The organism is Enterobacter sp. fkY84-1 (genome assembly GCF_052974705.1).
This window is the reverse complement of sequence record NZ_CP169393.1, coordinates 1,889,642-1,910,046: the sequence shown is the minus strand read 5'-3', so window position 1 is coordinate 1,910,046 and position 20,405 is coordinate 1,889,642. Positions and strand designations below refer to the sequence as shown.

Sequence of the window (20,405 nt, the reverse complement as noted above, 5' to 3'; positions counted from 1 at the left end):
CGTCGGGGCAACTCTTCAGAAGGATAAGAAAATGAATCACTACACGCGCTGGCTTGAGCTGAAAGAAGACAATCCGGGTAAGTACGCGCGCGACATCGCAGGGTTAATGAATATCAGCGAAGCAGAGTTGACCTTTGCCCGCGTGGGTCACGACGCCTGGCGACTGCGCGGTGAGATCCGCGAGATCCTGGGCGCGCTGGAGGCGGTGGGCGAAACCAAATGCATCTGCCGCAACAACTACGCCGTTCACGAGCAGGTCGGAAGCTTCACCAACCAGCACCTGAACGGCCATGCCGGGCTGGTGCTGAACCCGCGCGCGCTGGATCTGCGCCTGTTCCTCAACCAGTGGGCAAGCGCGTTTCACATCAGTGAAGCCACCGCCCGCGGCGAGCGGCAGAGCATTCAGTTCTTCGACCACCAGGGCGATGCCCTGCTGAAGGTCTACGCCACGGACAACACCGACCTTTCCGCCTGGGGCGACGTGCTGACCCGTTTTATCTTTGCCGATAATCCATCGCTGGCGTTGAAGAAGCCCGATATGCCTGCTCACGCGGAAAATGCGCAAGCTGCGCTCGTGGACAACGAGTGGCGCGCCATGACCGACGTGCACCAGTTCTTCAGCATCCTCAAACGCCATAACCTCAGCCGCCAGCAGGCGTTTCGCCTGGTCGGGGACGATCTGGCCTGTCGGGTAGAGAACAGCGCGCTGGCGCAGCTGCTGGAGACGGCGCGCCGGGACGGCAATGAAATCATGGTCTTCGTCGGCAACCGCGGCTGCGTACAGATTTTCACCGGCGTGGTGGAAAAGCTGGCGCCGATGAAAGGCTGGCTGAACATCTTCAACTCAACCTTTACCCTGCACCTGCTTGAAGACGCCATTGCGGAGACGTGGGTCACGCGCAAACCAACCGCTGACGGGCACGTCACCAGCCTGGAGCTGTTTGCCGCCGACGGGACGCAAATCGCCCAGCTGTACGGCCAGCGCACCGAAGGCGAGCCGGAGCAAAGCCAGTGGCGCAGCCAGATAGACGCCCTGACGGCAAAAGGGCTGGCCGCATGAAACGGTGGCTTGTCCTGTTCAGCGCCCTGCCCCTGATGGCGTTTGCTGCGCCGCAGGAGAAAATCGTCACGCTCGGCGGCGACGTCACCGAGATTGTCTACGCCCTCGGCGCGTCGTCTTCCCTGGTGGCCCGCGACAGCACCAGCCAGTGGCCGCAGGCGGCGAACGTGCTGCCGGACGTGGGCTATCTGCGCCAGCTCAATGCGGAAGGTATCTTATCCATGCGCCCCACGCTGGTGCTGGCCAGCGCCCAGGCGCAGCCCTCCCTGGCGCTAAAGCAGGTTGAGCAAAGCCACGTCCGGGTTATCGCGGTTCCAGCCGCTAACGATTTGAGCGTCATCGACGAAAAAGTGCGGATCGTGGCGGAAGCGACGCATCGCGAGGCCGAGGGGGAAGCCCTGCGCGGCAAGCTGCGTCAGGCGCTGTCAACCCTGCCCACATCGCCACTCAACAAACGGGTGCTGTTTATTCTCAACCACGGCGGGATGACCGCGATGGCTGCCGGACAACAGACCGGCGCGGACGCGGCCATTCGCGCGGCGGGGCTGCAGAATGCGATGCAGGGGTTCACCCGCTATCAGCCGCTGTCTCAGGAAGGGGTGATTGCCAGCCGGCCCGATCTGGTGGTGATTTCGCAGGACGGCATCAACGCCCTGGGTGGGGAAGCGAATCTGTGGACGCTGCCCGGGCTGGCGCAAACCCCGGCAGGACGCAATAAGCAGGTGCTGGCGATGGACGATATGGCGCTGCTGGGCTTTAGCGTGCGAACGCCGGAAGCCATCCGGCAACTGCGGGCCAAAGCGGAGCAACTGCCCTGATGTCCCGGCGAGTCGCCCTGTCATTGTGGATGCTGGCCGCGCTGCTGGTCGTCACGACGCTGACGGCCAGCGGTATTGGCGCGCTGCGCCTGCCGATCAGCCTGCTTTGGAACGGCACCGACGAGGCCCTGCGTCAGATCTGGCTGACGATCCGCCTGCCACGCGTGCTGCTGGCGCTGGCGATCGGCGGTTCGCTGGCGCTCGCGGGCTGCGTGATGCAGGGGCTGTTCCGCAACCCGCTGGCGGACCCGGGCCTGCTCGGCATCAGTAGCGGCGCGGCACTTGCCGTCGCGCTGTGGGTGGTGCTTCCGCTCTCGCTGCCTGCACTGGTGATGCTGTATGCCCCGATGCTGGCGGCGTTTCTCGGCGCGCTGGCCGCCACCTTCGTGATTTTCCTGCTCAGCCGTCAGCGTGACGCTTCCCTGTCGCGCCTGCTGCTGGTGGGCATTGCCATCAACGCCCTGTGCGGTGCGGCCGTCGGCGTGCTGTCATGGCTCAGCAATGATGCCCAGCTTCGCCAGCTTTCGCTCTGGGGAATGGGCAGCCTTGGCCAGGCGCAGTGGTCGACGCTGCTGGCCGTCGCGTCGCTGATGATCCCCACCGTGCTGGTTATCTGGCGTCTGGCAGGGCCCCTCAACCTGCTGCAGCTGGGCGACGAAGAGGCGCACTATCTCGGCGTGGAGGTGGCCGCCGTGCAGCGGATCCTGCTGCTGTGCAGCGCCCTACTAGTAGCTGCCGCCGTTGCGATCAGCGGCGTGATCGGTTTTGTTGGCCTGGTGGTGCCGCACCTGGTGCGCATGTGGCTGGGAGCCGACCACCGGGCCACGCTCCCCGGCTCGGTGCTGGCCGGTGCGCTGCTCCTGCTGGTGGCCGACACGCTGGCGCGCAGCGTGGTCGCTCCGGCGGAAATGCCGGTTGGCTTATTGACCAGCCTTCTCGGCGCGCCGTGGTTCCTGTGGCTGATCTTTCGTCGTGGAGGTGCGCATGGCTGAACGCTATTGTGCAGAAAACCTTGTTTTTCGCGCCGGGCAACGCACGCTGATTAACGACGTGTCGCTGACCTTATCTCAGGGCGAGCTGGTGGCGTTGATTGGCCCCAACGGTGCCGGGAAATCGACGCTGTTGCGGCTGCTTACCGGCTATCTTAAACCTGCTGGGGGACGGTGCAGCCTGGCGGGCACACCGCTTGCGGCCTGGCAGCCGGAAAGGCTCTCCCGCTACCGGGCGGTAATGCGCCAGAGCACGCAGCTCGGATTTGACTGGCCGGTTGAGGCGGTGGTCGGTATGGGGCGTGCGCCCTGGACCCGCACGCCAGAAGCGTCGGTGATCGAGGAGGTGATGGCCATCACCGGCTGTTTACCGCTGGCGGGCAGGCAGTTTGCCGCGCTCTCCGGCGGCGAGCAGCAGCGCGTTCAGCTCGCCCGCGCGCTGGCTCAGCTCTGGTGCGACGGTGCGCCGCGCGGCTGGCTGTTTCTTGATGAACCGACGTCCGCGCTGGATCTCTATCACCAGCAGCATCTGCTGCGCCTGCTGAAATCCCTGACCAGCCGGGGACATCTGCACGTGTGCGCGGTGCTGCACGACCTCAACCTGGCAGCGCTGTGGGCGGATCGCATCCTGCTCCTGCACAGCGGCAGGATCGTGTCCCAGGGAGAGCCGGAAACCGTGTTGCAGGCCGATGCGCTGGCGCGCTGGTACGGCGCACAGGTTCACGTCGGCAGGCATCCCGCTCACGCCGTGCCGCAGGTGTTTCTCGCCCCCTGACCGGTCCGGATTCTGACGACGCCGACTCCGGCCAGACACTAGCTTGAGCAACTGACCTCCAGCCGCTTGCCCCACTCAGGCGGGCGGCTGACGTAATCATCATCCCGGTCGGCAAACGGCGTGCGCAACGCCACGTGCAGACGGTGTAACTCGTCGTACTCGCCCTGCTCGGCCTGCTCAATCGCCCGCTGCGCCAGCCAGTTGCGCAACACCATCGCAGGGTTCGTAGCGTTCATCTGCGCCTGGCGGGTCGCATCATCCACCTGCTCCTGCTGCAGCCGCGCGCGGTACGATGCAAACCAGTCGTCAAACGCCTGTCTGTCAATAAACTCATCGCGCAGCGGCGAGGCGGCACTGTGCTGCTCCGTCTGGCCCAGCATCCGGAAGGTGCGCGTGTAATCGCTGCCCTCGCGCGCCATCAGGGCAAACAGGCCATTGAGGATGTCGTTATCGCCCTTCTCCTGCGTGACTAGCCCCAGCTTGTTGCGCATCAGCGAGCCATACTCTCGCAGTAAGATCGCCTGATAGCTGTCGAGCGCATCATTGAGGGCATCAACGTCGATGAACGGCGACAGGGTTTGCGCAAGTCGCTGCAGGTTCCACAGGCCCACCGCGGGCTGATTGTCAAAACTGTAGCGCCCCTGATAGTCGGAGTGGTTACAGATGTACCCTGGCTGATAATCATCCAGGAAACCAAACGGGCCGTAGTCAAAGGTCAACCCAAGAAGCGACATGTTGTCCGTATTCATGACGCCATGGGCAAAACCTACCGTTTGCCAGCGGGCAATCAGGGCTGCGGTACGGGCCACCACGTCCCTGAACCAGAGAACGTATTGATCCGCGTAGTCCTGCAAATGCGCCCAGTGGTGACGAATGGCAAAGTCAGCCAGCTGGCGCACCTTGTCCGGCTCGCGGCGATAGTAAAAGTGCTCAAAATGACCGAAGCGCAAATGGCTTTGCGCAATGCGCATCAGCATTGCGCCCTTTTCCACGGTTTCGCGCGCAACCGGCGTGTCGCTGGTCACGATCGACAGCGCACGGGTGGTGGGGATACCGAGGGCATGCATCGCTTCGGAGCCCAGGCATTCGCGAATCGTTGAACGCAGAACCGCACGCCCGTCGCCCATCCGCGAATAGGGCGTCAGGCCCGCACCTTTCAGGTGCCAGTCAACCGTCTCCCCGTTGGGAAGCTGTTGTTCACCGAGCAGGATCCCCCTGCCGTCGCCCAGTTGCCCAGCCCAGACGCCAAACTGATGCCCGCTATAGACCTGAGCAAGGGGTTGCATACCGGCGAGCAGCGTTTCGCCTCCCCAGACGCCAGCGCTCCCTGAACGCTGAAACAGCTCAGGCGGAATGGCCAGCTCTTCTGCCAGCCGATCGTTATGCCAGATAAGGCGTGAATGTTGTAACGGTGTGGGTTTGAGTGCGGTATAAAATCCCGGCAACTCGTCATGCCAGTGAGCAGTAAAAGACAGGGTCATAAGTCCTCCTGCTCTTAGTGTAGAGGGTTTACCCGGACTTAAACACGGGCGAAAGCAAGGGTTATCGCTGCTGAACCAGCGTAGTGACGTGTTCCGCCGAGACGGCAGGCCAGAGTGTTCCCTGCATGGCGCCAAAATTAAAGGACAACACGCGCTGCAACAGACCGTGGTCGTCAATGCCCGAGACAATCACAGACTGGCAGTGCGGCGTGATTTGCCAGAGGATGGCGCGCATAAATGGCTCAAAAGAGAGCTCTGAAGCACGTTGCTGAATGAAGCCTTTATCGAGAATAACCCGTTTAAATAATCCATCATACACCGCCTTGAGCGATGCAGCGCCTGCACCAAAGTTTGCCAGCACCAATGGGAAATGGATTGCCATTCTCGCCAGCTGAAGATCGTCCTTTCCGTTATTTAAACCTGGATAATTCTCATTAACAGTAAACTCAAGAAACGGATAACGCTCAAGAATTGAAACAGCGTTTCCATTACTTAATAAAAATTCAACTATTGCAGGTGTAATATTGATCCATGCAATTAACTGATGCTGAATAAAAAACAGTTTGCAGGTATCAAGCAATTGCAGTTTTTCGTTAAACAGTGCTAACTCTTCAGCCGCTGAAAGTCGTGGGATAACAAGCTCAGTGGGGATCCGCACATCGCTGTCGACGCCAGTAAAGTTAACCAGAATTTCTAAACCTTTAAGCTCCCCTGCGCTATTACGGGCAGGCAAAAGCAGCAGTTCAGACTGGTAAGCATTATCTAGCGTAATTATCATTGCACTCGCCCCGCATTAAAGATGAGAGAGGACATCCTGGAGCAATTGCCGACACAATTCCACTGTCTTGATTTTAATAAGATTAATTTCATTAGTTCCGTATTAATTTTCAGATTTTTCCCTGAATCTAAAATAATCTTATCCTGGTTGCAAAATAATAGCCAGTTTTAGATAAAACAGATACATGAGGGATTCGCTAATTTTAGGTAAATTTAACTTTAATCATCTTATTTGAGAAAAAACGGCATGTTATTCGCTACCATGCCGTCATAAGAGAGGTATACGACGAAGATTATATACGTCGTGCCTGCCAGAAATTTTTACGCCAGTAAACATTATCAAGAGAAGAGCGCATCACGCCGCGGCTCGTCGAGGCGTGAATGAACTGGTTGTCAGTATCATAAATGCCCACATGAAGTCCGCTTTCCCCCGATCCGGTTTTGAAGAAAACCAGGTCCCCGGGCAGGAGGTCGTCTTTATCAATTTCCGTGCCGATTTCTGCCTGTTTACGCGTTTCACGCGGCAGCTGTAAATCAAACTTGTCGCGAAACGTCATCAGAACGAAGCCGGAGCAATCTACACCGCCACGGCTCATGCCGCCGTAGCGATAAGGCGTGCCGCGCCAGTTGCTCAGCTGATCGTTGAGGCTGGCAATGACGGTGATCGAATCTGAAAGCCGTGGGTTAGGCGGCGGTGCACGATGGCTACTGCATCCCGCAAGAAAAAGTGCGGCCATCAGGAGAAACCAGAATCGCATTTTCAGACGAATCCTCTGCTTTTTTTGTTCTTTTCGTAATTTAGCGTGCAATTGTGCTCACAGGCAAGAAACGCTTACTCCTGCCCGGTCGAAATCAGCATCTTATGGCCCTCAATATCCAGCCTGCGGAACGACATGTTGTACGCGCGGGCAAGATTGGGCGGCGTAAGAACCTGATCCCGCGTACCGCTGGCGATCATCTTCCCCTGCGACAGCAGCCACACCCGGTGGGCATGACGCAAGGTGTGGTTGAGGTCATGACTGCTCATCACCACGGCGATGCCTTTTCGGCTGAGCGCACTTAGCAGGGTATCCAGGGCCGCCTGCTGCGCCACATCCAGACCGCTCATCGGTTCATCGAGAAGCAGCATCCGCCCATGAGGATTACCGGCCGGGTGGATCTGAACAATGACAGCCGCCAGACGCACCCGCTGCCATTCGCCGCCGGATAGCTGGCTGACATGCCGGGAGAGTTTATCCTCCAGCCCCAGCGCCGCGGCCACGTCCGTCAGCAGTGCCGTAGAATGTTTGTCGTGCAAATGCAGCATCAGATAGTGCCAGACCGGCATCGCAAAGGGGGGGACCTGCTGCTGCACGAGATAGCTGCGCCGATGCGCCAGCGAGACCGGCGACCACTCGGCCAGCGTATGCTCCAGCAACATTATCTGCCCTTCTCCGGCAGTCATGCCTGCCATCCGTGCCAGCAGCGTGCTCTTTCCTGCGCCGTTTGGCCCGACAAGATGCAGGATTTCTCCCGCATTGACGGCGCCGGTTATCGGCTCCAGACGTCCCTTCTCGGCAACGTCCGTGAGCTGCATCAGCAGCGACATTATTTCGCCAGCGCCAGCTTGATCGATTCCATGACGATCGGATCTTCAGGGGTCATATCCGGTGAAAAACGCTGTACGACCTGGCCGTCGCGACCTATCAGGAATTTTTCAAAGTTCCACAGAATATCGTCCGGATAAAGCGGCGCGCGGCCTTTGCTGGCCATGCGTTCATAAAAACCGCTGCCTTCCGGCGCGACGGCTTTGGGTGCGGCAGCGATCAGCTTCGCATACAGCGGGTGGCGGTCTTCACCGTTGACATCGATTTTGCTGAACAGCGGGAACGTTACGCCGTAGGTAGTGCTGCAGAAGGTTTTAATCTCCTCTTCGCTGCCCGGCTCCTGCCCCAGGAATTGGTTGCAGGGGAAGCCCAGCACGGTAAAACCGTCTTTCTCCCAGGCCTTCTGAATGTTTTCCAGCTGCTCGTACTGCGGCGTCAGGCCGCATTTGGATGCCACGTTGACGATCAGCAACACATTGCCTTTGTAGCCTTCCAGCGTGGTTTTATCGCCATCAATGGTGGTCACTTCAGTATTCAGGATATCTGACTGCATAGCATTTCCTCAGGTTGTCGATTTAACGTCCAGCTTTTAATAGTAGCCAGATAAAGACCGGCGCGCCCAGCGTGGCGGTCACCACGCCAATGGGCAGCTCTGCGGCCGTCAGGGCAAGCCTGGCGATGATGTCGGCCACCAGCAGCGTGACGGCCCCGGCAACCGCCGAGGCCGGAAGCAAGGTTCGATGGTCCGTGATTCCGCACAGTCGGAGCATATGCGGAATCACCAGACCGATAAAGCCAATCGCGCCCGCCAGAGCCACGCTGACGCCGACCAGCCAGCCAATGGCGATGACCAGCACATTACGCCAGAACCCAATCGGCATGCCCAGCTGGCGGGCTGAGGTTTCACCCAGCGCGAGCATATTCAACGGCTGCGCCTGCAGGGCAGCCCACACGATGACCGGCACCAGCAGCGCCATCAGCCAGCCCTGCTGCCAGTCGACGCCGCCAAAGCCGCCCATCATCCAGTACATGAGCTGCCGAAGGTCAAAAGAGGTCGAGAAGTAGACCGCCCAGGTCATCAACGCACTACAGATGATCCCCAGCGCCACGCCGGCAAGCAGCAGACGGCTGGTCGATAAGTGCCGTCTGGCAAAACGAAGAAGGATGAGCGTTATCAGTAATGCGCCGAGGATCGCGCTCAGGCTAATGCTCCAGCCGGAGAGTTCTCCTCCGCCCAGCATCACCGCTGCAATCAGCCCCACGCCCGCACCGTTAGACACGCCGAGCAGCCCGGGCTCCGCCAGGGGATTCTCAAACAATGCCTGCATTATGGTGCCGCACAGCGCCAGCGCGGCGCCCACCAGCATCACCGCGACGGTACGCGGCAGACGAATTTGCCAGACGAAGAGCTGTCCGTCAGGCCCCCACCAGCTTTCGGGCCCTATCCATCGGTCACCGGCGCAGAGGCTAACGCCTGCGGCAATAATGAGCAGCAGCGCCAGCAAAAGCAGGCGACGCCGATCGGAACGGTGCTGGTGATGGGCATAATCAAGCATGTTTACGGTTTTCGTAGCGAGAGATGTAATTGATTTTACGGCGGGTTTGCCTGAGAGCGCAAAGAAAAAAGGCCGCGTGGGCGGCCTTTTTAGTTAGTTCATATTACTCTGCTTTGGGCGTTGCGTTTTCGACACGGCTTTTTAACTTCTGGCCGGGTCTGAAGGTCACCACGCGGCGGGCTGTAATGGGAATATCTTCCCCCGTCTTCGGGTTGCGGCCCGGACGTTGGTTTTTATCTCGCAAATCAAAATTGCCAAAGCCGGAGAGTTTTACCTGCTCACCATTTTCCAGAGCACGACGGATCTCTTCGAAAAACAGCTCTACCAGCTCTTTGGCATCCCGTTTGCTAAGCCCAAGCTTATCAAACAGATATTCTGACATTTCAGCTTTTGTAAGCGCCATAGGTTCAATCCCTCAATGATGCCTGGAATCGCTCTTTTAATGCCTCTACACATTTGGCGACGGTAGCGGCAATCTCCTCTTCTTCGAGTGTACGGCTGGTATCCTGAAGGATCAGGCTGATAGCCAGGCTCTTAAAGCCCTCTGCTACGCCCTTGCCGCGGTACACGTCAAATAAGTTTACGCCAACTACCTGATTTACGCCAACTTTCTTACATTCGGCCAAAATATCTGCTGCGGGCACATTTTCCGCGACCACAACCGCGATATCACGGCGGTTTGCCGGGAAGCGGGAGACGTCCTGAGCCTGAGGAATCACGCGGTCTGCCACCAGGTTCCATTCCAGCTCGAACACGATGGTACGGCCGTTCAGGTCCAGTTTACGCTCCAGCTCAGGGTGAACAACCCCAATAAAACCAATGCGTTTGCCGTCTAAATAGAGGGCAGCGCTCTGGCCTGGATGCAGGGCCGGGATGGCTTCTGCGCGGAATTCAATTTCAGATAATTTACCGGTCAGATCCAGAATCGCTTCCAGATCGCCCTTCATATCGTAGAAATCAACCGTGCCTTTTGCCAGGTCCCAGTGCTCTTCATAGCGGTTACCGCTGATGGCGCCAGCCAGCATGAGATCCTGACGGATGCCTAAATTTGCCTGATTATCCGGTACAAAGCGCAAACCGCTTTCGAAAATTCGCACGCGGTTTTGCTGGCGATTCTGGTTATAAACGATAGTGCCCAGCAGGCCCGTCCACAGGGACAGACGCATCGCGGACATTTCGCTGGAAATTGGGCTTGGCAGGATCAGCGCTTCCTGACCCGGGTGGATCAGCTGCTGCAGCTTTGGATCAACAAAGCTGTAGGTGATCACTTCCTGATAGCCTTTGTCGTTCAGCATGGTTTTTACACGCTTCAGGGACAGGTCGGCTTCACGGTGGGTGCCCATCACCAGACCTGCCTGCACAGGCTCGTCAGGGATGTTGTTGTAGCCATAAACACGGGCTACTTCTTCCACCAGATCTTCTTCAATTTCCATGTCGAAACGCCATGACGGCGCAACGGCTTTCCACTCGTCCTGACCTTCGGTTACGTCGCAACCCAGACGCTTCAGAATATCGGTCACCTGCGCGTCGGCAACATGGTGCCCAATCAGACGATCCAGCTTGCTGCGACGCAGGGTGATGGTCGCACGCTTCGGCAGCGTGGCTTCGTTGGTGACGTCGATAACCGGGCCCGCTTCGCCGCCGCAGATGTCGATCAGCAGGCGAGTCGCACGCTCCATCGCTTTGTATTGCAGCGCAGGATCCACGCCGCGCTCGTAGCGGTGGGACGCATCGGTGTGCAGGCCGTGACGGCGTGCGCGACCAGTGATGGAAAGCGGGCTGAAGAACGCGCACTCCAGCAGGACGTTTTGCGTTTCGTCGTTGACGCCTGAATGCTCGCCTCCGAAGATACCGCCCATTGCCAGCGCTTTGCTGTGGTCAGCAATCACCAGGGTGTCGGCGTTCAGTTTCGCTTCGGTGCCGTCCAGCAGAACCAGGGTTTCGCCCTCTTTCGCCATGCGCACCACAATACCGCCTTCGATACGATCTTTATCGAAGGCGTGCATTGGCTGGCCCAGTTCCAGCAGAACGTAGTTAGTCACGTCAACCACGGCGTCGATAGAGCGGATACCGCAGCGGCGCAGCTTCTCTTTCATCCACAGCGGGGTTGGCGCTTTCACGTTGATGCCTTTCACCACGCGACCGAGATAGCGCGGGCAGGCATCCGCAGCGTCAACCTGGATAGGCAGCACGTCATTGATGGTCGCTTCAACCGGGACGATCTCCGGCGCGTTCAGCTCGGTCTGGTTCAGCACGGCAACGTCGCGCGCCACGCCGATGATCCCTAAGCAGTCAGCGCGGTTTGGCGTGACGCTGATTTCGATGGTGTTGTCATCAAGCTTCAGGTATTCGCGGATGTCGGTGCCGATTGGCGCATCCAGCGGCAGCTCAATGATGCCGTTGTGATCGTCGGAAATACCCAGCTCGGAGAAGGAACACAGCATGCCTTCAGACGGCTCGCCGCGCAGCTTAGCCGCTTTGATTTTGAAATCGCCCGGCAGTACCGCACCGACGGTCGCCACGGCCACTTTCAGCCCCTGGCGGCAGTTTGGCGCACCGCAGACGATATCCAGCAGACGGTCGCCGCCTACGTTTACTTTTGTTACGCGCAGTTTGTCCGCGTTAGGGTGCTGGCCGCACTCTACCACTTCGCCGACGACCACGCCGTTGAATGCCCCTGAAACCGGCTCAACGCCGTCCACTTCCAGACCTGCCATGGTAATCTGGTTAGAAAGCGCGTCGCTGTCCAGCGTGGTGTTCACCCACTCGCGTAACCACAGTTCACTGAATTTCATTGTTCTATCCTGCCCTTATTTAAACTGTTTGAGGAAACGCAGATCGTTTTCGAAGAATGCACGTAAGTCGGTGACGCCATAGCGCAGCATGGTCAGACGCTCCATGCCCATACCGAAGGCGAAGCCGGAGTAAACTTCCGGATCGATACCCACGTTGCGCAGGACGTTTGGATGCACCATGCCGCAGCCCAGCACTTCCAGCCATTTGCCGTTTTTGCCCATCACGTCAACTTCCGCAGACGGTTCGGTGAACGGGAAGTAGGACGGACGGAAACGAACCTGCAGATCTTCCTCAAAGAAGTTGTTCAGGAAATCGTGCAGCGTGCCTTTCAGGTTGGTGAAGCTGATGTTTTTATCAACAATCAGACCTTCCATCTGGTGGAACATTGGGGTGTGGGTCTGATCGTAGTCGTTACGATAGACGCGGCCCGGCGCGATAATACGGATTGGCGGCGCCTGATCCTTCATGGTACGGATCTGAACGCCGGAGGTCTGGGTACGCAGCAGACGCGTCGCGTCGAACCAGAAAGTGTCGTGGTCAGCGCGTGCCGGATGATGGCCAGGAATGTTCAGGGCATCGAAGTTGTGGTAATCATCTTCAATTTCCGGGCCAGTCGCCACGGTAAAGCCGAGCTCACCGAAGAAACTTTCAATGCGATCGATGGTGCGGGTAACCGGGTGCAGACCGCCGTTCTCGATGCGGCGACCCGGCAGAGAAACGTCGATCGTCTCTGCGGCCAGACGCGCATTCAGCACCGCGCTTTCCAGCTCGGCTTTGCGTGCGTTCAGCGCCTGCTGTACCTGCTCTTTGGCTTCGTTAATCACCGCCCCCGCTGCCGGGCGCTCTTCTGGCGGCAGCTCACGCAGGGTTGTCATTTGAAGGGTCAGGTGCCCTTTCTTCCCAAGATATTCGACGCGGACATTGTCTAACGCGGCAACATCTGAGGCCTGATTAATGGCGGCTGTTGCACTGGCAACCAGCTCTGCGAGATGTGACATGATTTTCCTCATTATGTCGGTGCAGACACCGATTTGGTGGAGTTATTCTCTCAAATTCAGGCACAAAAAAAGCCTCCATCGGGAGGCTTATCTGGCGCTGTTTTTCGTTTCATCTTTCACGCGCTAGCCTCCTGAAGTCAGGTGCTAAAGTAAAAGAAGAAGCGGAAAATAGCAGCATTCATGCTTGCGTTACCTTGTTGGGTAAAAACCGTTGAGACCTTATTGAAAAGCCTGCACGGGTAAATGTCAATCTTCTTACAGGGTTATATGAAAAGAGGGAGCCAGGCCCCCTCTCTCAACTGGCTTATGCCAGTGCTGCTTTCGCTTTTTCGACCAGAGCGGTGAACGCTACTTTGTCGAATACTGCGATGTCAGCCAGGATCTTACGGTCGATTTCAACAGAGGCTTTTTTCAGGCCGTTGATGAATTTACTGTAAGAAATACCGTTCTGACGTGCTGCTGCGTTGATACGCGCAATCCACAGTTGACGGAACTGACGCTTACGCTGACGACGGTCACGGTAAGCGTACTGACCTGCTTTGATAACAGCCTGGAAGGCAACGCGGTATACGCGTGAACGCGCACCGTAGTAGCCTTTAGCTTGTTTCAAAATTTTCTTGTGACGTGCACGTGCAATTACACCACGTTTTACGCGAGCCATGTGTGCTCTCCTGTATCTATTCTAAGTTAAAAAAGTTAAACGAAACGACTTATGCGTACGGCAGGCACGCGATGACCAGGCCCAGATCGCCTTTAGAAACCATGGCTTTTGGACGCAGGTGACGTTTACGCTTGGTAGCTTTCTTAGTCAGAATGTGACGCAGGTTAGCGTGCTTGTGCTTAAAACCACCTTTACCGGTTTTTTTGAAGCGCTTAGCAGCACCGCGTACGGTCTTAATTTTTGGCATTTTAATAACTTCCACTTCGCATTGTTAAATAAACGAAACATAGGCGAACAAAACCTATGAAACCCGAAGGCTCCACAGATTTTGCTGCTTGAAGGCCTTACTGTTTCTTCTTAGGAGCGAGCACCATGATCATCTGGCGGCCTTCGATCTTCGTAGGGAAGGATTCGACTACTGCCAGTTCACTCAGATCGTCACGGACGCGGTTAAGCACTTCCATACCGATCTGTTGGTGGGCCATCTCACGACCGCGGAAACGCAGTGTGATCTTGGCCTTATCGCCATCTTCCAGAAAGCGAATCAGGCTGCGGAGTTTTACCTGATAATCGCCATCGTCGGTACCAGGACGGAATTTGATTTCCTTAACCTGGATAACTTTTTGCTTCTTCTTCTGTTCCTTAGAAGACTTACTCTTTTCATAAAGGAACTTGCCGTAGTCCATGATACGACAAACTGGCGGTTCGGCGTTAGGGCTGATTTCAACTAAATCTACTCCAGCTTCTTCAGCCTTTTCGATTGCTTCTCTCAGACTCACAATCCCCAGCTGCTCGCCTTCCAGACCTGTTAAGCGAACTTCCTGGGCGCGAATCTCGCCATTGATACGATTCGGACGTGCCGTTTGAACTCGTTTTCCGCCTTTAATACCTTATTCCTCCAGTTGTTGAAGACTGCGGCTGCGAATCTCTTGTTGCAGCTTCTCAATCACTTCACTTACGTCCAGGCTGCCCAGGTCTTTACCACGGCGGGTGCGAACGGCAACTTTGCCTGCTTCCACCTCTTTATCACCACAGACCAACATATACGGGACACGACGTAAAGTGTGCTCGCGGATTTTAAAGCCAATCTTCTCATTTCTCAAGTCTGCTTTTACGCGAATGCCCGCATTTTGTAGTTTCTGCGTCAATTCTTTAACGTAATCTGCCTGAGAATCGGTAATGTTCATCACCACCACCTGCACCGGCGCAAGCCAGGTTGGGAAGAAGCCGGCGAACTCTTCGGTCAGGATGCCGATGAAGCGCTCCAGAGAACCGAGAATGGCGCGGTGAATCATTACCGGCACCTGACGCTCGTTGTCTTCGCCAACATAAGAGGCGCTTAAACGCTGCGGCAGGGAGAAGTCCAGCTGTACAGTACCGCACTGCCATGCGCGATCGAGGCAGTCATACAGGGTAAATTCAATTTTCGGACCGTAGAATGCGCCCTCGCCCAGCTGGTATTCGAACGGAATGCCGTTCTCTTCCAGCGCCACGGCGAGATCCGCTTCTGCGCGATCCCAGGTCTCATCGCTACCGATACGTTTTTCCGGACGCGTAGAGAGTTTGACCACGATCTTCTCGAAGCCAAAGGTGCTGTACATATCGTAGACCATACGAATACAGGCGTTAACTTCATCACGGACCTGATCTTCGGTACAGAAGATATGCGCATCATCCTGCGTAAAGCCACGCACGCGCATCAGACCGTGCAGCGCACCTGATGGCTCGTTACGGTGGCAGCTACCGAACTCCGCCATACGCAGCGGCAGGTCGCGGTAGGATTTCAGACCCTGATTGAAGATCTGAACGTGGCCCGGGCAGTTCATTGGCTTGATGCAGTATTCACGGTTCTCAGAGGAGGTGGTGAACATCGCATCCTTGTAGTTGTCCCAGTGGCCAGTTTTTTCCCACAGCACACGGTCCATCATGAACGGGCCTTTCACTTCCTGATACTGGTACTCTTTCAGCTTGGAGCGTACGAAGGTTTCCAGTTCACGGAAGATGGTCCAGCCGTCGTTATGCCAGAACACCATGCCCGGCGCTTCTTCCTGCATATGGTACAGGTCGAGCTGCTTGCCGATTTTACGGTGGTCACGCTTCGCCGCCTCTTCCAGGCGCAGCAGGTACGCGTTCAGGGCTTTTTTATCGGCCCATGCGGTACCATAGATACGCTGCAACATCTTGTTGTTGCTGTCGCCGCGCCAGTAGGCGCCTGCGATCTTCATCAGCTTAAAGTGATGACAGAAGCGCATGTTCGGCACGTGCGGTCCACGGCACATGTCGACGTATTCTTCGTGATGGTACAAGCCAGGCTTGTCATCATGCGAAATGTTTTCGTCAAGAATCGAGACCTTATAGCTCTCGCCGCGCTTCACGAAGGTTTCACGCGCTTCGTGCCAGCTGACTTTCTTCTTGATGACGTCATAGTTCGTTTCGGCGAGCTCGTGCATACGTTTTTCGAGCGCGTCGATATCTTCCTGAGTCAGGGTATGGTCAAGGTCAACGTCGTAGTAGAAACCATTATCGATAACCGGACCGATCGCCATTTTGGTGTTTGGCCAAAGCTGTTTGATGGCATGGCCCAACAGGTGCGCGCAGGAGTGACGAATGATCTCCAGACCTTCTTCATCTTTTGCGGTGATGATGGCCAGTGTCGCATCGTTTTCGATCAGATCGGAGGCATCCACCAGCTCACCGTTGACACGGCCGGCGATGGTCGCTTTCGCGAGACCAGGACCGATGTCCAGGGCAACATCCATTGGGCTAACAGCGCGGTCGAAATGGCGTTGGCTGCCATCAGGAAGAGTAATTACAGGCATTTTATATCCTTATTTGCAGTGATGCCCCACACATAAGAGCATATACAAAGAAAATAATCGTGATTTGACAATAGATTACGACACCATCTGACCAACAATCGTCAAATTGGTTCGTCATCATTCACCTGCCGGAAAATCAGACAACGCCGGATATACGGCAAGCCTTGCAATGTTAACACTAACAAAAGGGAGATTGCACCCTCTGCTGGCAGATTGATGTGCTGGCACTTTCGCATGAATTTGCAGGTTGCATATTCCCGGCGCTCGCAATTTAGAAATGCAGGGCTACTCTTGAACAGGTCTTTAAACCCAAAGGTGCATACCATGAACGTATCCAGTAGAACGGTTGTGATATTGAACATCCTTTCCGCCACAGGTTTATTGTTGATTCTCGCCGAACGATTCCACTGGTTCTGAACCGCCCCCTACGCTGGCATAACCCAATCGTTCCTGCGAAGGGGCATATTCAGGCCCTGTTTGGTAGACTGTGGATATCAACGAACAAGGATTAGGTTATGCCAACAAAACGATTTGCCGTAAAACACTGGAAAATGGTGCTGGTGCTGATTGCCATCTGCGGCGCAATGCTGTTACTCCGTTGGGCGGCGATGATTTGGGGTTAGGGGCGAGTAGAGCTCATCAGAAGGGACGTCACAAGATCAGAGAGAATAAACGGGCCGACATTATCATCGGCCCGTCTTTATTACATTCTATAACCCAGTGAAACCGTGGTTCTGCGGTCGGTATGATCCGGTGCAGACTCTGGTGGTGAAGAGTTCCAGGTCACGTTGTAGGCGACTTTCAGACCAAAGTGTTCGTTGATGGCCACGTTGAGCGCCGTCTCAGAGTTCAGCGTCGTGTCGTCGGCACCAAATACAGAAACACCCTGTGTAAATTTGGTGTTATCAGTCATCTGCCAGGCATAGGTACCAGAAGCGTAACCGAGCGGTTGGGTTTTGGTATCGCCATTGGTGTACTCGTCATAACGCACACCTGGACCGAATTCAAAACGGAGGCTGTGTACCGGACCGTTCAGGAACTGACGACCATAACCCGCCGTGAACACGTCACGCTGGCGATAACCGTTGTAACGGTCGGTTAACCAGCTTGCCTGACCAAACAGGTAGTCATAGTCGGTCATGTTGTAACGGCTACGTCCGCCTACCGCATATTTCTCGGAAGAGCGTTCGTCATTAGCGGACGTATTGCTGGCATTACCCCACAGAGACCAGGCGGTGGTATTACCGTACCAGGTGAGCGTACTGTCCGCCGTCAGAGAAGAGCTTTTGGTGTTACCGGATTGTGCCAGGTACCCCGCGTTCAGGTTACCTTCAAACGGTTTTTTCGCGGTGGAGGGATCGTCCATGACAGTAAAAACGGAATCATCGGCGGTCGCGTTCATAGCCGCAAACACGCCACCCGCCAGCATCAGTGCAGCGGGCACTGTCTTTAAAAGCTTCATTTTATTAAGGAGTCCGTACAACAAAAAAAGAGACCACACGGTCCCGGAATCTTTCTTGAGGATCAATGACAAGGCGTCCAGAGAAAGGTAACAAATTATAAAAAGCCGCAAATAACATAGCAATGTTTTCTTATTTCATTTTTTGAATAAGAACGATCCCAAAAAGCGTTTTATTTTATATGTCTCCGGCCTCACTTTTATTCACTATTCATATTTAAAATCATACTGTTATTTACATTGCCTTCCTGACAAATGGTGCCAGACTAAAAGGAACCCATGCTAAAAGGAGGTAATGATGGTTCCTATCTACACCCTGACGCTCTCCCCTTCCCTTGATTCCGCCACCCTGACGCCGCAGATTTATCCGGAAGGTAAATTGCGCTGTAGCGCCCCGGTCTTTGAGCCCGGCGGTGGCGGTATCAACGTGGCGCGCGCCATTACCCACCTCGGCGGCAAAGCCACGGCCATTTTCCCCGCAGGCGGTGCTACCGGTGAACACCTGGTCTCCCTGCTGGCAGATGAACAGGTGGCCGTAGAGACCGTCGAGGCGAAAGACTGGACGCGGCAAAACCTGCATGTTCACGTGGAATCCAGCGGCGAGCAGTACCGGTTTGTCATGCCGGGCGCGAAACTCACCGATGACGAGTTTCGTCAGCTTGAAGAGAAAGTGCTGACGATAGAAAGCGGCGCGCTGCTGGTGGTCAGCGGCAGCCTGCCGCCCGGCGTCAGCACGGAAAAATTAACCGCGCTGATTCAGGCGGCGCAGCAACGCGGTATCCGCTGCATCGTCGACAGCAGCGGCGAGGCTCTGCAGGCGGCCTTAGTGCCGGGCAATCTTGAGCTGGTCAAACCCAACCAGAAAGAGCTAAGCGCGCTGGTCAACCGCGAACTGACGCAGCCTGACGATGTGCGCACCGCCGCGCAGGAGCTGGTACGCAGCGGCAAAGCGCGACGCGTGGTGGTTTCCCTCGGTCCGCAGGGGGCACTGGCCGTCGATGAAACGTCGTCCGTTCAGGTTGTTCCACCGCCGATGAAGAGCCAGAGCACGGTTGGCGCGGGTGACAGCATGGTGGGCGCGATGACGCTTAAACTTGCGCAGGGTGCGTCACTGCTGGAGATGACGCGCTACGGCGTGGCGGCGGGTAGCGCCGCCACCATCAACCAGGGCACGCGCCTCTGTTCGCTGGCCGATACGCAAAAAATCGTCGATTACCTGTCCCGAAATTAACGTCTGTTCCCCTTCATCTGCATGAAGGGGAACGTCATCCCCGAGTCGCCAAACGCAAACTATCGACTATGCTAAGAAAACTTCCATGATAACAATGAGGTGAATTATGAGCAGTGGTGGCATCACTCGTTATGTCGTAACCGTCAACCTTCATGAGGCATCGCTTACCGAGCTAAATGAGCTCAACAATGCCTTCACCCGGGCTAATTTTCTCCTCACCCTGACGGATGACGAAGGCAATATTCATGATTTAGGCACTCTGACATTTGGCCTGATCGGCGCGCTTAATAAAGAAGAGGTCCATGCGCTGGCCGCCAGCCTGGTGGAAAGTGTGACCGACAAGCCAGCCGAAATTGACGTCGACACCTGGGAAAGCTGGCAGAAAAAAGAACAATAAGTGCCCTGTATGAAATTAAACCGCTCAGGTGTGCGTTAGTTCGTATTTTTTTACCGCAATAATGCGCTAACTTTATGATCTGGCAGACAACATGGGAGAGTCAACATGTGGCAGGCTATCAGTCATCTTTTAAGGGAGCAGCTGGGTGAAGGTGAAATTGAACTGCGTAACGAACTGCCAGGCGGAGAGATCCACGCCGCGTGGCATTTACGCTACGCAGGGCGCGATCTCTTCGTAAAATGCGATGAACGCGAGCTGCTTCCGATATTTACCGCCGAAGCCGATCAGCTGGAGCTGCTGTCGCGCAGTAAAACGGTGACGGTCCCGCAGGTTCTGGCCGTCGGTAGCGACCGCGATTACAGTTTTCTGGTCATGGAATATCTCCCCGCCCGTCCGCTGGATGCCCATAACGCTTTCATTCTTGGCCAGCAGCTAGCGCGCCTCCATCAGTGGAGCGACCAGCCGCAGTTTGGCCTGGATTTTGACAACGATCTCTCCACCACGCCACAGCCCAATGCCTGGCAGCGCCGCTGGTCGACGTTTTTTGCCGAGCAGCGCATTGGCTGGCAGCTAGAGCTTGCCGCCGAAAAAGGGCTGGAATTTGGCAATATTGATGCCATCGTCGAACACGTGCAGCAACGTCTGGCCTCTCACCAGCCTCAGGCGTCTCTGCTCCACGGTGATTTGTGGTCCGATAACTGCGCGCTGGGGCCCAACGGCCCCTATATCTTCGACCCGGCCTGCTACTGGGGCGACCGTGAGTGCGACCTTGCCATGCTGCCGCTGCACCCAGAACAACCGCCGCAGATATACGACGGGTATCAGTCGGTTTCCCCCCTGCCGCCCGGCTTCCTCGATCGTCAACCGGTGTATCAGCTTTATACGCTGATGAACCGCGCCATACTTTTTGGTGGGGAACACCTGGTTAACGCCCAGCGAGCGCTTGAGCGCATGCTTGCCGCCTGAGACGCGAACGGGTGGACTTGCCGCCACCCGTATCGG

24 protein-coding genes and 1 other annotated feature are annotated in these 20,405 nt (G+C 56.3%); of the genes, 9 read left to right on the top strand and 15 right to left on the bottom strand.

The window, feature by feature from the left end; translation table 11 throughout:
* Positions 1–31: 31 nt before the first annotated feature.
* Genes ACEPLT_RS09095 through ACEPLT_RS09080 form a run of 4 tightly spaced genes read left to right on the top strand, consistent with a single transcriptional unit; the run spans position 32 to position 3,642 of the window.
* Positions 32–1,060 carry a hemin-degrading factor gene (locus ACEPLT_RS09095; RefSeq protein ID WP_128302188.1) on the top strand — a complete coding sequence of 343 codons (1,029 nt, stop codon included), beginning with the start codon at positions 32–34 and terminating at the stop codon, positions 1,058–1,060.
* On the top strand, positions 1,057–1,878 hold the full coding sequence (locus ACEPLT_RS09090) for a heme/hemin ABC transporter substrate-binding protein (RefSeq protein ID WP_232928432.1): 822 nt from the start codon (positions 1,057–1,059) through the stop codon (positions 1,876–1,878). Before ACEPLT_RS09095 ends, ACEPLT_RS09090 begins: the two co-directional genes overlap by 4 nt.
* Positions 1,878–2,870, top strand: a complete 993-nt coding sequence (locus ACEPLT_RS09085; protein ID WP_232928431.1) for a FecCD family ABC transporter permease — start codon at positions 1,878–1,880, stop codon at positions 2,868–2,870. Before ACEPLT_RS09090 ends, ACEPLT_RS09085 begins: the two co-directional genes overlap by 1 nt.
* Positions 2,863–3,642, top strand: coding sequence for a heme ABC transporter ATP-binding protein (locus ACEPLT_RS09080; protein ID WP_023343942.1), 780 nt, complete (start codon positions 2,863–2,865; stop codon positions 3,640–3,642). Before ACEPLT_RS09085 ends, ACEPLT_RS09080 begins: the two co-directional genes overlap by 8 nt.
* Before the next feature lie 38 nt (positions 3,643–3,680).
* Here the strand turns inward: ACEPLT_RS09080 and selO are convergent, their stop codons facing one another.
* The 14 genes from selO to thrS all read right to left on the bottom strand — a co-directional run bounded on the left by selO (position 3,681) and on the right by thrS (position 16,316).
* Positions 3,681–5,123 carry a protein adenylyltransferase SelO gene (gene selO / locus ACEPLT_RS09075; protein WP_447088368.1) on the bottom strand — a complete coding sequence of 481 codons (1,443 nt, stop codon included), beginning with the start codon at positions 5,121–5,123 and terminating at the stop codon, positions 3,681–3,683.
* A 61-nt stretch (positions 5,124–5,184) separates the two neighbouring features.
* Complete coding sequence (locus ACEPLT_RS09070; RefSeq protein ID WP_008500649.1) at positions 5,185–5,901, bottom strand: EAL domain-containing protein; 717 nt, start codon at positions 5,899–5,901, stop codon at positions 5,185–5,187.
* 292 nt (positions 5,902–6,193) lie between these two features.
* The gene (locus tag ACEPLT_RS09065; protein WP_008500650.1) at positions 6,194–6,658 is read right to left on the bottom strand and encodes an NlpC/P60 family protein; all 465 of its coding nucleotides are present in this window, start codon (positions 6,656–6,658) and stop codon (positions 6,194–6,196) included.
* 74 nt (positions 6,659–6,732) lie between these two features.
* Entirely contained in the window at positions 6,733–7,488 is a 756-nt protein-coding gene (btuD, locus tag ACEPLT_RS09060) for a vitamin B12 ABC transporter ATP-binding protein BtuD (protein ID WP_008500651.1), read from the bottom strand.
* Positions 7,488–8,039, bottom strand: a complete 552-nt coding sequence (locus tag ACEPLT_RS09055; protein WP_021241087.1) for a glutathione peroxidase — start codon at positions 8,037–8,039, stop codon at positions 7,488–7,490. The genes btuD and ACEPLT_RS09055 overlap by 1 nt, the downstream gene beginning before the upstream one ends.
* A gap of 22 nt (positions 8,040–8,061) precedes the next feature.
* Entirely contained in the window at positions 8,062–9,042 is a 981-nt protein-coding gene (btuC, locus tag ACEPLT_RS09050) for a vitamin B12 ABC transporter permease BtuC (RefSeq protein ID WP_128301884.1), read from the bottom strand.
* Positions 9,043–9,145: 103 nt separating this feature from the next.
* The gene (gene ihfA / locus ACEPLT_RS09045; protein ID WP_003857805.1) at positions 9,146–9,445 is read right to left on the bottom strand and encodes an integration host factor subunit alpha; all 300 of its coding nucleotides are present in this window, start codon (positions 9,443–9,445) and stop codon (positions 9,146–9,148) included.
* 4 nt (positions 9,446–9,449) lie between these two features.
* Entirely contained in the window at positions 9,450–11,837 is a 2,388-nt protein-coding gene (pheT, locus tag ACEPLT_RS09040; RefSeq protein ID WP_128301885.1) for a phenylalanine--tRNA ligase subunit beta, read from the bottom strand.
* A gap of 15 nt (positions 11,838–11,852) precedes the next feature.
* A complete protein-coding gene (gene pheS / locus ACEPLT_RS09035; protein WP_021241084.1) occupies positions 11,853–12,836 on the bottom strand; it encodes a phenylalanine--tRNA ligase subunit alpha in 984 nt (327 codons plus the stop codon).
* A 62-nt stretch (positions 12,837–12,898) separates the two neighbouring features.
* Positions 12,899–13,023: a sequence feature (Phe leader region), on the bottom strand.
* Entirely contained in the window at positions 12,974–13,018 is a 45-nt protein-coding gene (pheM, locus tag ACEPLT_RS09030) for a pheST operon leader peptide PheM (RefSeq protein ID WP_001386830.1), read from the bottom strand. It overlaps the preceding feature by 45 nt.
* A gap of 117 nt (positions 13,024–13,140) precedes the next feature.
* The gene (rplT, locus tag ACEPLT_RS09025; RefSeq protein ID WP_000124850.1) at positions 13,141–13,497 is read right to left on the bottom strand and encodes a 50S ribosomal protein L20; all 357 of its coding nucleotides are present in this window, start codon (positions 13,495–13,497) and stop codon (positions 13,141–13,143) included.
* 49 nt (positions 13,498–13,546) lie between these two features.
* Positions 13,547–13,744, bottom strand: a complete 198-nt coding sequence (rpmI, locus tag ACEPLT_RS09020; protein ID WP_001124225.1) for a 50S ribosomal protein L35 — start codon at positions 13,742–13,744, stop codon at positions 13,547–13,549.
* 97 nt (positions 13,745–13,841) lie between these two features.
* Positions 13,842–14,384 (bottom strand): translation initiation factor IF-3, encoded by a 543-nt coding sequence (infC, locus tag ACEPLT_RS09015; protein WP_023616141.1) that lies wholly within the window; start codon positions 14,382–14,384, stop codon positions 13,842–13,844.
* Positions 14,385–14,387: 3 nt separating this feature from the next.
* On the bottom strand, positions 14,388–16,316 hold the full coding sequence (gene thrS / locus ACEPLT_RS09010; RefSeq protein ID WP_008500657.1) for a threonine--tRNA ligase: 1,929 nt from the start codon (positions 16,314–16,316) through the stop codon (positions 14,388–14,390).
* A gap of 216 nt (positions 16,317–16,532) precedes the next feature.
* Between thrS and yncL the strand changes: the two genes are divergently transcribed.
* Both yncL and yniD read left to right on the top strand, forming a co-directional pair.
* Positions 16,533–16,733: a stress response membrane protein YncL gene (gene yncL, locus ACEPLT_RS09005; protein ID WP_084635613.1), complete on the top strand. Its 201-nt coding sequence runs from the start codon at positions 16,533–16,535 to the stop codon at positions 16,731–16,733.
* Between the two features lie 98 nt (positions 16,734–16,831).
* Entirely contained in the window at positions 16,832–16,939 is a 108-nt protein-coding gene (gene yniD, locus ACEPLT_RS09000; RefSeq protein WP_008500658.1) for a small membrane protein YniD, read from the top strand.
* An 80-nt stretch (positions 16,940–17,019) separates the two neighbouring features.
* Here the strand turns inward: yniD and ACEPLT_RS08995 are convergent, their stop codons facing one another.
* Positions 17,020–17,778: a DUF481 domain-containing protein gene (locus ACEPLT_RS08995; protein WP_021241081.1), complete on the bottom strand. Its 759-nt coding sequence runs from the start codon at positions 17,776–17,778 to the stop codon at positions 17,020–17,022.
* Between the two features lie 295 nt (positions 17,779–18,073).
* On the opposite strand from ACEPLT_RS08995, the gene pfkB reads away from it, so the two are divergent.
* The 3 genes from pfkB (at position 18,074) to ACEPLT_RS08980 (ending at position 20,369) form a co-directional block, all read left to right on the top strand.
* Positions 18,074–19,006: a 6-phosphofructokinase II gene (gene pfkB / locus ACEPLT_RS08990; RefSeq protein WP_021241080.1), complete on the top strand. Its 933-nt coding sequence runs from the start codon at positions 18,074–18,076 to the stop codon at positions 19,004–19,006.
* Positions 19,007–19,112: 106 nt separating this feature from the next.
* A complete protein-coding gene (gene ghoS / locus ACEPLT_RS08985; protein ID WP_232928424.1) occupies positions 19,113–19,403 on the top strand; it encodes a type V toxin-antitoxin system endoribonuclease antitoxin GhoS in 291 nt (96 codons plus the stop codon).
* Between the two features lie 105 nt (positions 19,404–19,508).
* Positions 19,509–20,369, top strand: a complete 861-nt coding sequence (locus tag ACEPLT_RS08980; RefSeq protein ID WP_024909435.1) for a fructosamine kinase family protein — start codon at positions 19,509–19,511, stop codon at positions 20,367–20,369.
* The last annotated feature ends 36 nt before the right edge of the window (positions 20,370–20,405 follow it).

What these genes read in the sequence shown, in the direction of transcription:
- ACEPLT_RS09080 (WP_023343942.1), top strand. Translation starts at nt 2,863, where the DNA reads ATGGCTGAACGCTATTGTGCAGAAAACCTTGTTTTTCGCGCCGGGCAA.
- ACEPLT_RS09065 (WP_008500650.1), bottom strand. Translation starts at nt 6,658, where the DNA reads ATGCGATTCTGGTTTCTCCTGATGGCCGCACTTTTTCTTGCGGGATGC.
- ACEPLT_RS09085 (WP_232928431.1), top strand. Translation starts at nt 1,878, where the DNA reads ATGTCCCGGCGAGTCGCCCTGTCATTGTGGATGCTGGCCGCGCTGCTG.
- btuC (WP_128301884.1), bottom strand. Translation starts at nt 9,042, where the DNA reads ATGCTTGATTATGCCCATCACCAGCACCGTTCCGATCGGCGTCGCCTG.
- ACEPLT_RS08980 (WP_024909435.1), top strand. Translation starts at nt 19,509, where the DNA reads ATGTGGCAGGCTATCAGTCATCTTTTAAGGGAGCAGCTGGGTGAAGGT.
- ACEPLT_RS09070 (WP_008500649.1), bottom strand. Translation starts at nt 5,901, where the DNA reads ATGATAATTACGCTAGATAATGCTTACCAGTCTGAACTGCTGCTTTTG.
- selO (WP_447088368.1), bottom strand. Translation starts at nt 5,123, where the DNA reads ATGACCCTGTCTTTTACTGCTCACTGGCATGACGAGTTGCCGGGATTT.
- ihfA (WP_003857805.1), bottom strand. Translation starts at nt 9,445, where the DNA reads ATGGCGCTTACAAAAGCTGAAATGTCAGAATATCTGTTTGATAAGCTT.
- yncL (WP_084635613.1), top strand. Translation starts at nt 16,533, where the DNA reads ATGTGCTGGCACTTTCGCATGAATTTGCAGGTTGCATATTCCCGGCGC.
- rpmI (WP_001124225.1), bottom strand. Translation starts at nt 13,744, where the DNA reads ATGCCAAAAATTAAGACCGTACGCGGTGCTGCTAAGCGCTTCAAAAAA.
- ACEPLT_RS09090 (WP_232928432.1), top strand. Translation starts at nt 1,057, where the DNA reads ATGAAACGGTGGCTTGTCCTGTTCAGCGCCCTGCCCCTGATGGCGTTT.
- ghoS (WP_232928424.1), top strand. Translation starts at nt 19,113, where the DNA reads ATGAGCAGTGGTGGCATCACTCGTTATGTCGTAACCGTCAACCTTCAT.
- pheT (WP_128301885.1), bottom strand. Translation starts at nt 11,837, where the DNA reads ATGAAATTCAGTGAACTGTGGTTACGCGAGTGGGTGAACACCACGCTG.
- btuD (WP_008500651.1), bottom strand. Translation starts at nt 7,488, where the DNA reads ATGTCGCTGCTGATGCAGCTCACGGACGTTGCCGAGAAGGGACGTCTG.
- rplT (WP_000124850.1), bottom strand. Translation starts at nt 13,497, where the DNA reads ATGGCTCGCGTAAAACGTGGTGTAATTGCACGTGCACGTCACAAGAAA.
- ACEPLT_RS09095 (WP_128302188.1), top strand. Translation starts at nt 32, where the DNA reads ATGAATCACTACACGCGCTGGCTTGAGCTGAAAGAAGACAATCCGGGT.
- pheS (WP_021241084.1), bottom strand. Translation starts at nt 12,836, where the DNA reads ATGTCACATCTCGCAGAGCTGGTTGCCAGTGCAACAGCCGCCATTAAT.
- yniD (WP_008500658.1), top strand. Translation starts at nt 16,832, where the DNA reads ATGCCAACAAAACGATTTGCCGTAAAACACTGGAAAATGGTGCTGGTG.
- ACEPLT_RS08995 (WP_021241081.1), bottom strand. Translation starts at nt 17,778, where the DNA reads ATGAAGCTTTTAAAGACAGTGCCCGCTGCACTGATGCTGGCGGGTGGC.
- pfkB (WP_021241080.1), top strand. Translation starts at nt 18,074, where the DNA reads ATGGTTCCTATCTACACCCTGACGCTCTCCCCTTCCCTTGATTCCGCC.
- thrS (WP_008500657.1), bottom strand. Translation starts at nt 16,316, where the DNA reads ATGCCTGTAATTACTCTTCCTGATGGCAGCCAACGCCATTTCGACCGC.
- ACEPLT_RS09055 (WP_021241087.1), bottom strand. Translation starts at nt 8,039, where the DNA reads ATGCAGTCAGATATCCTGAATACTGAAGTGACCACCATTGATGGCGAT.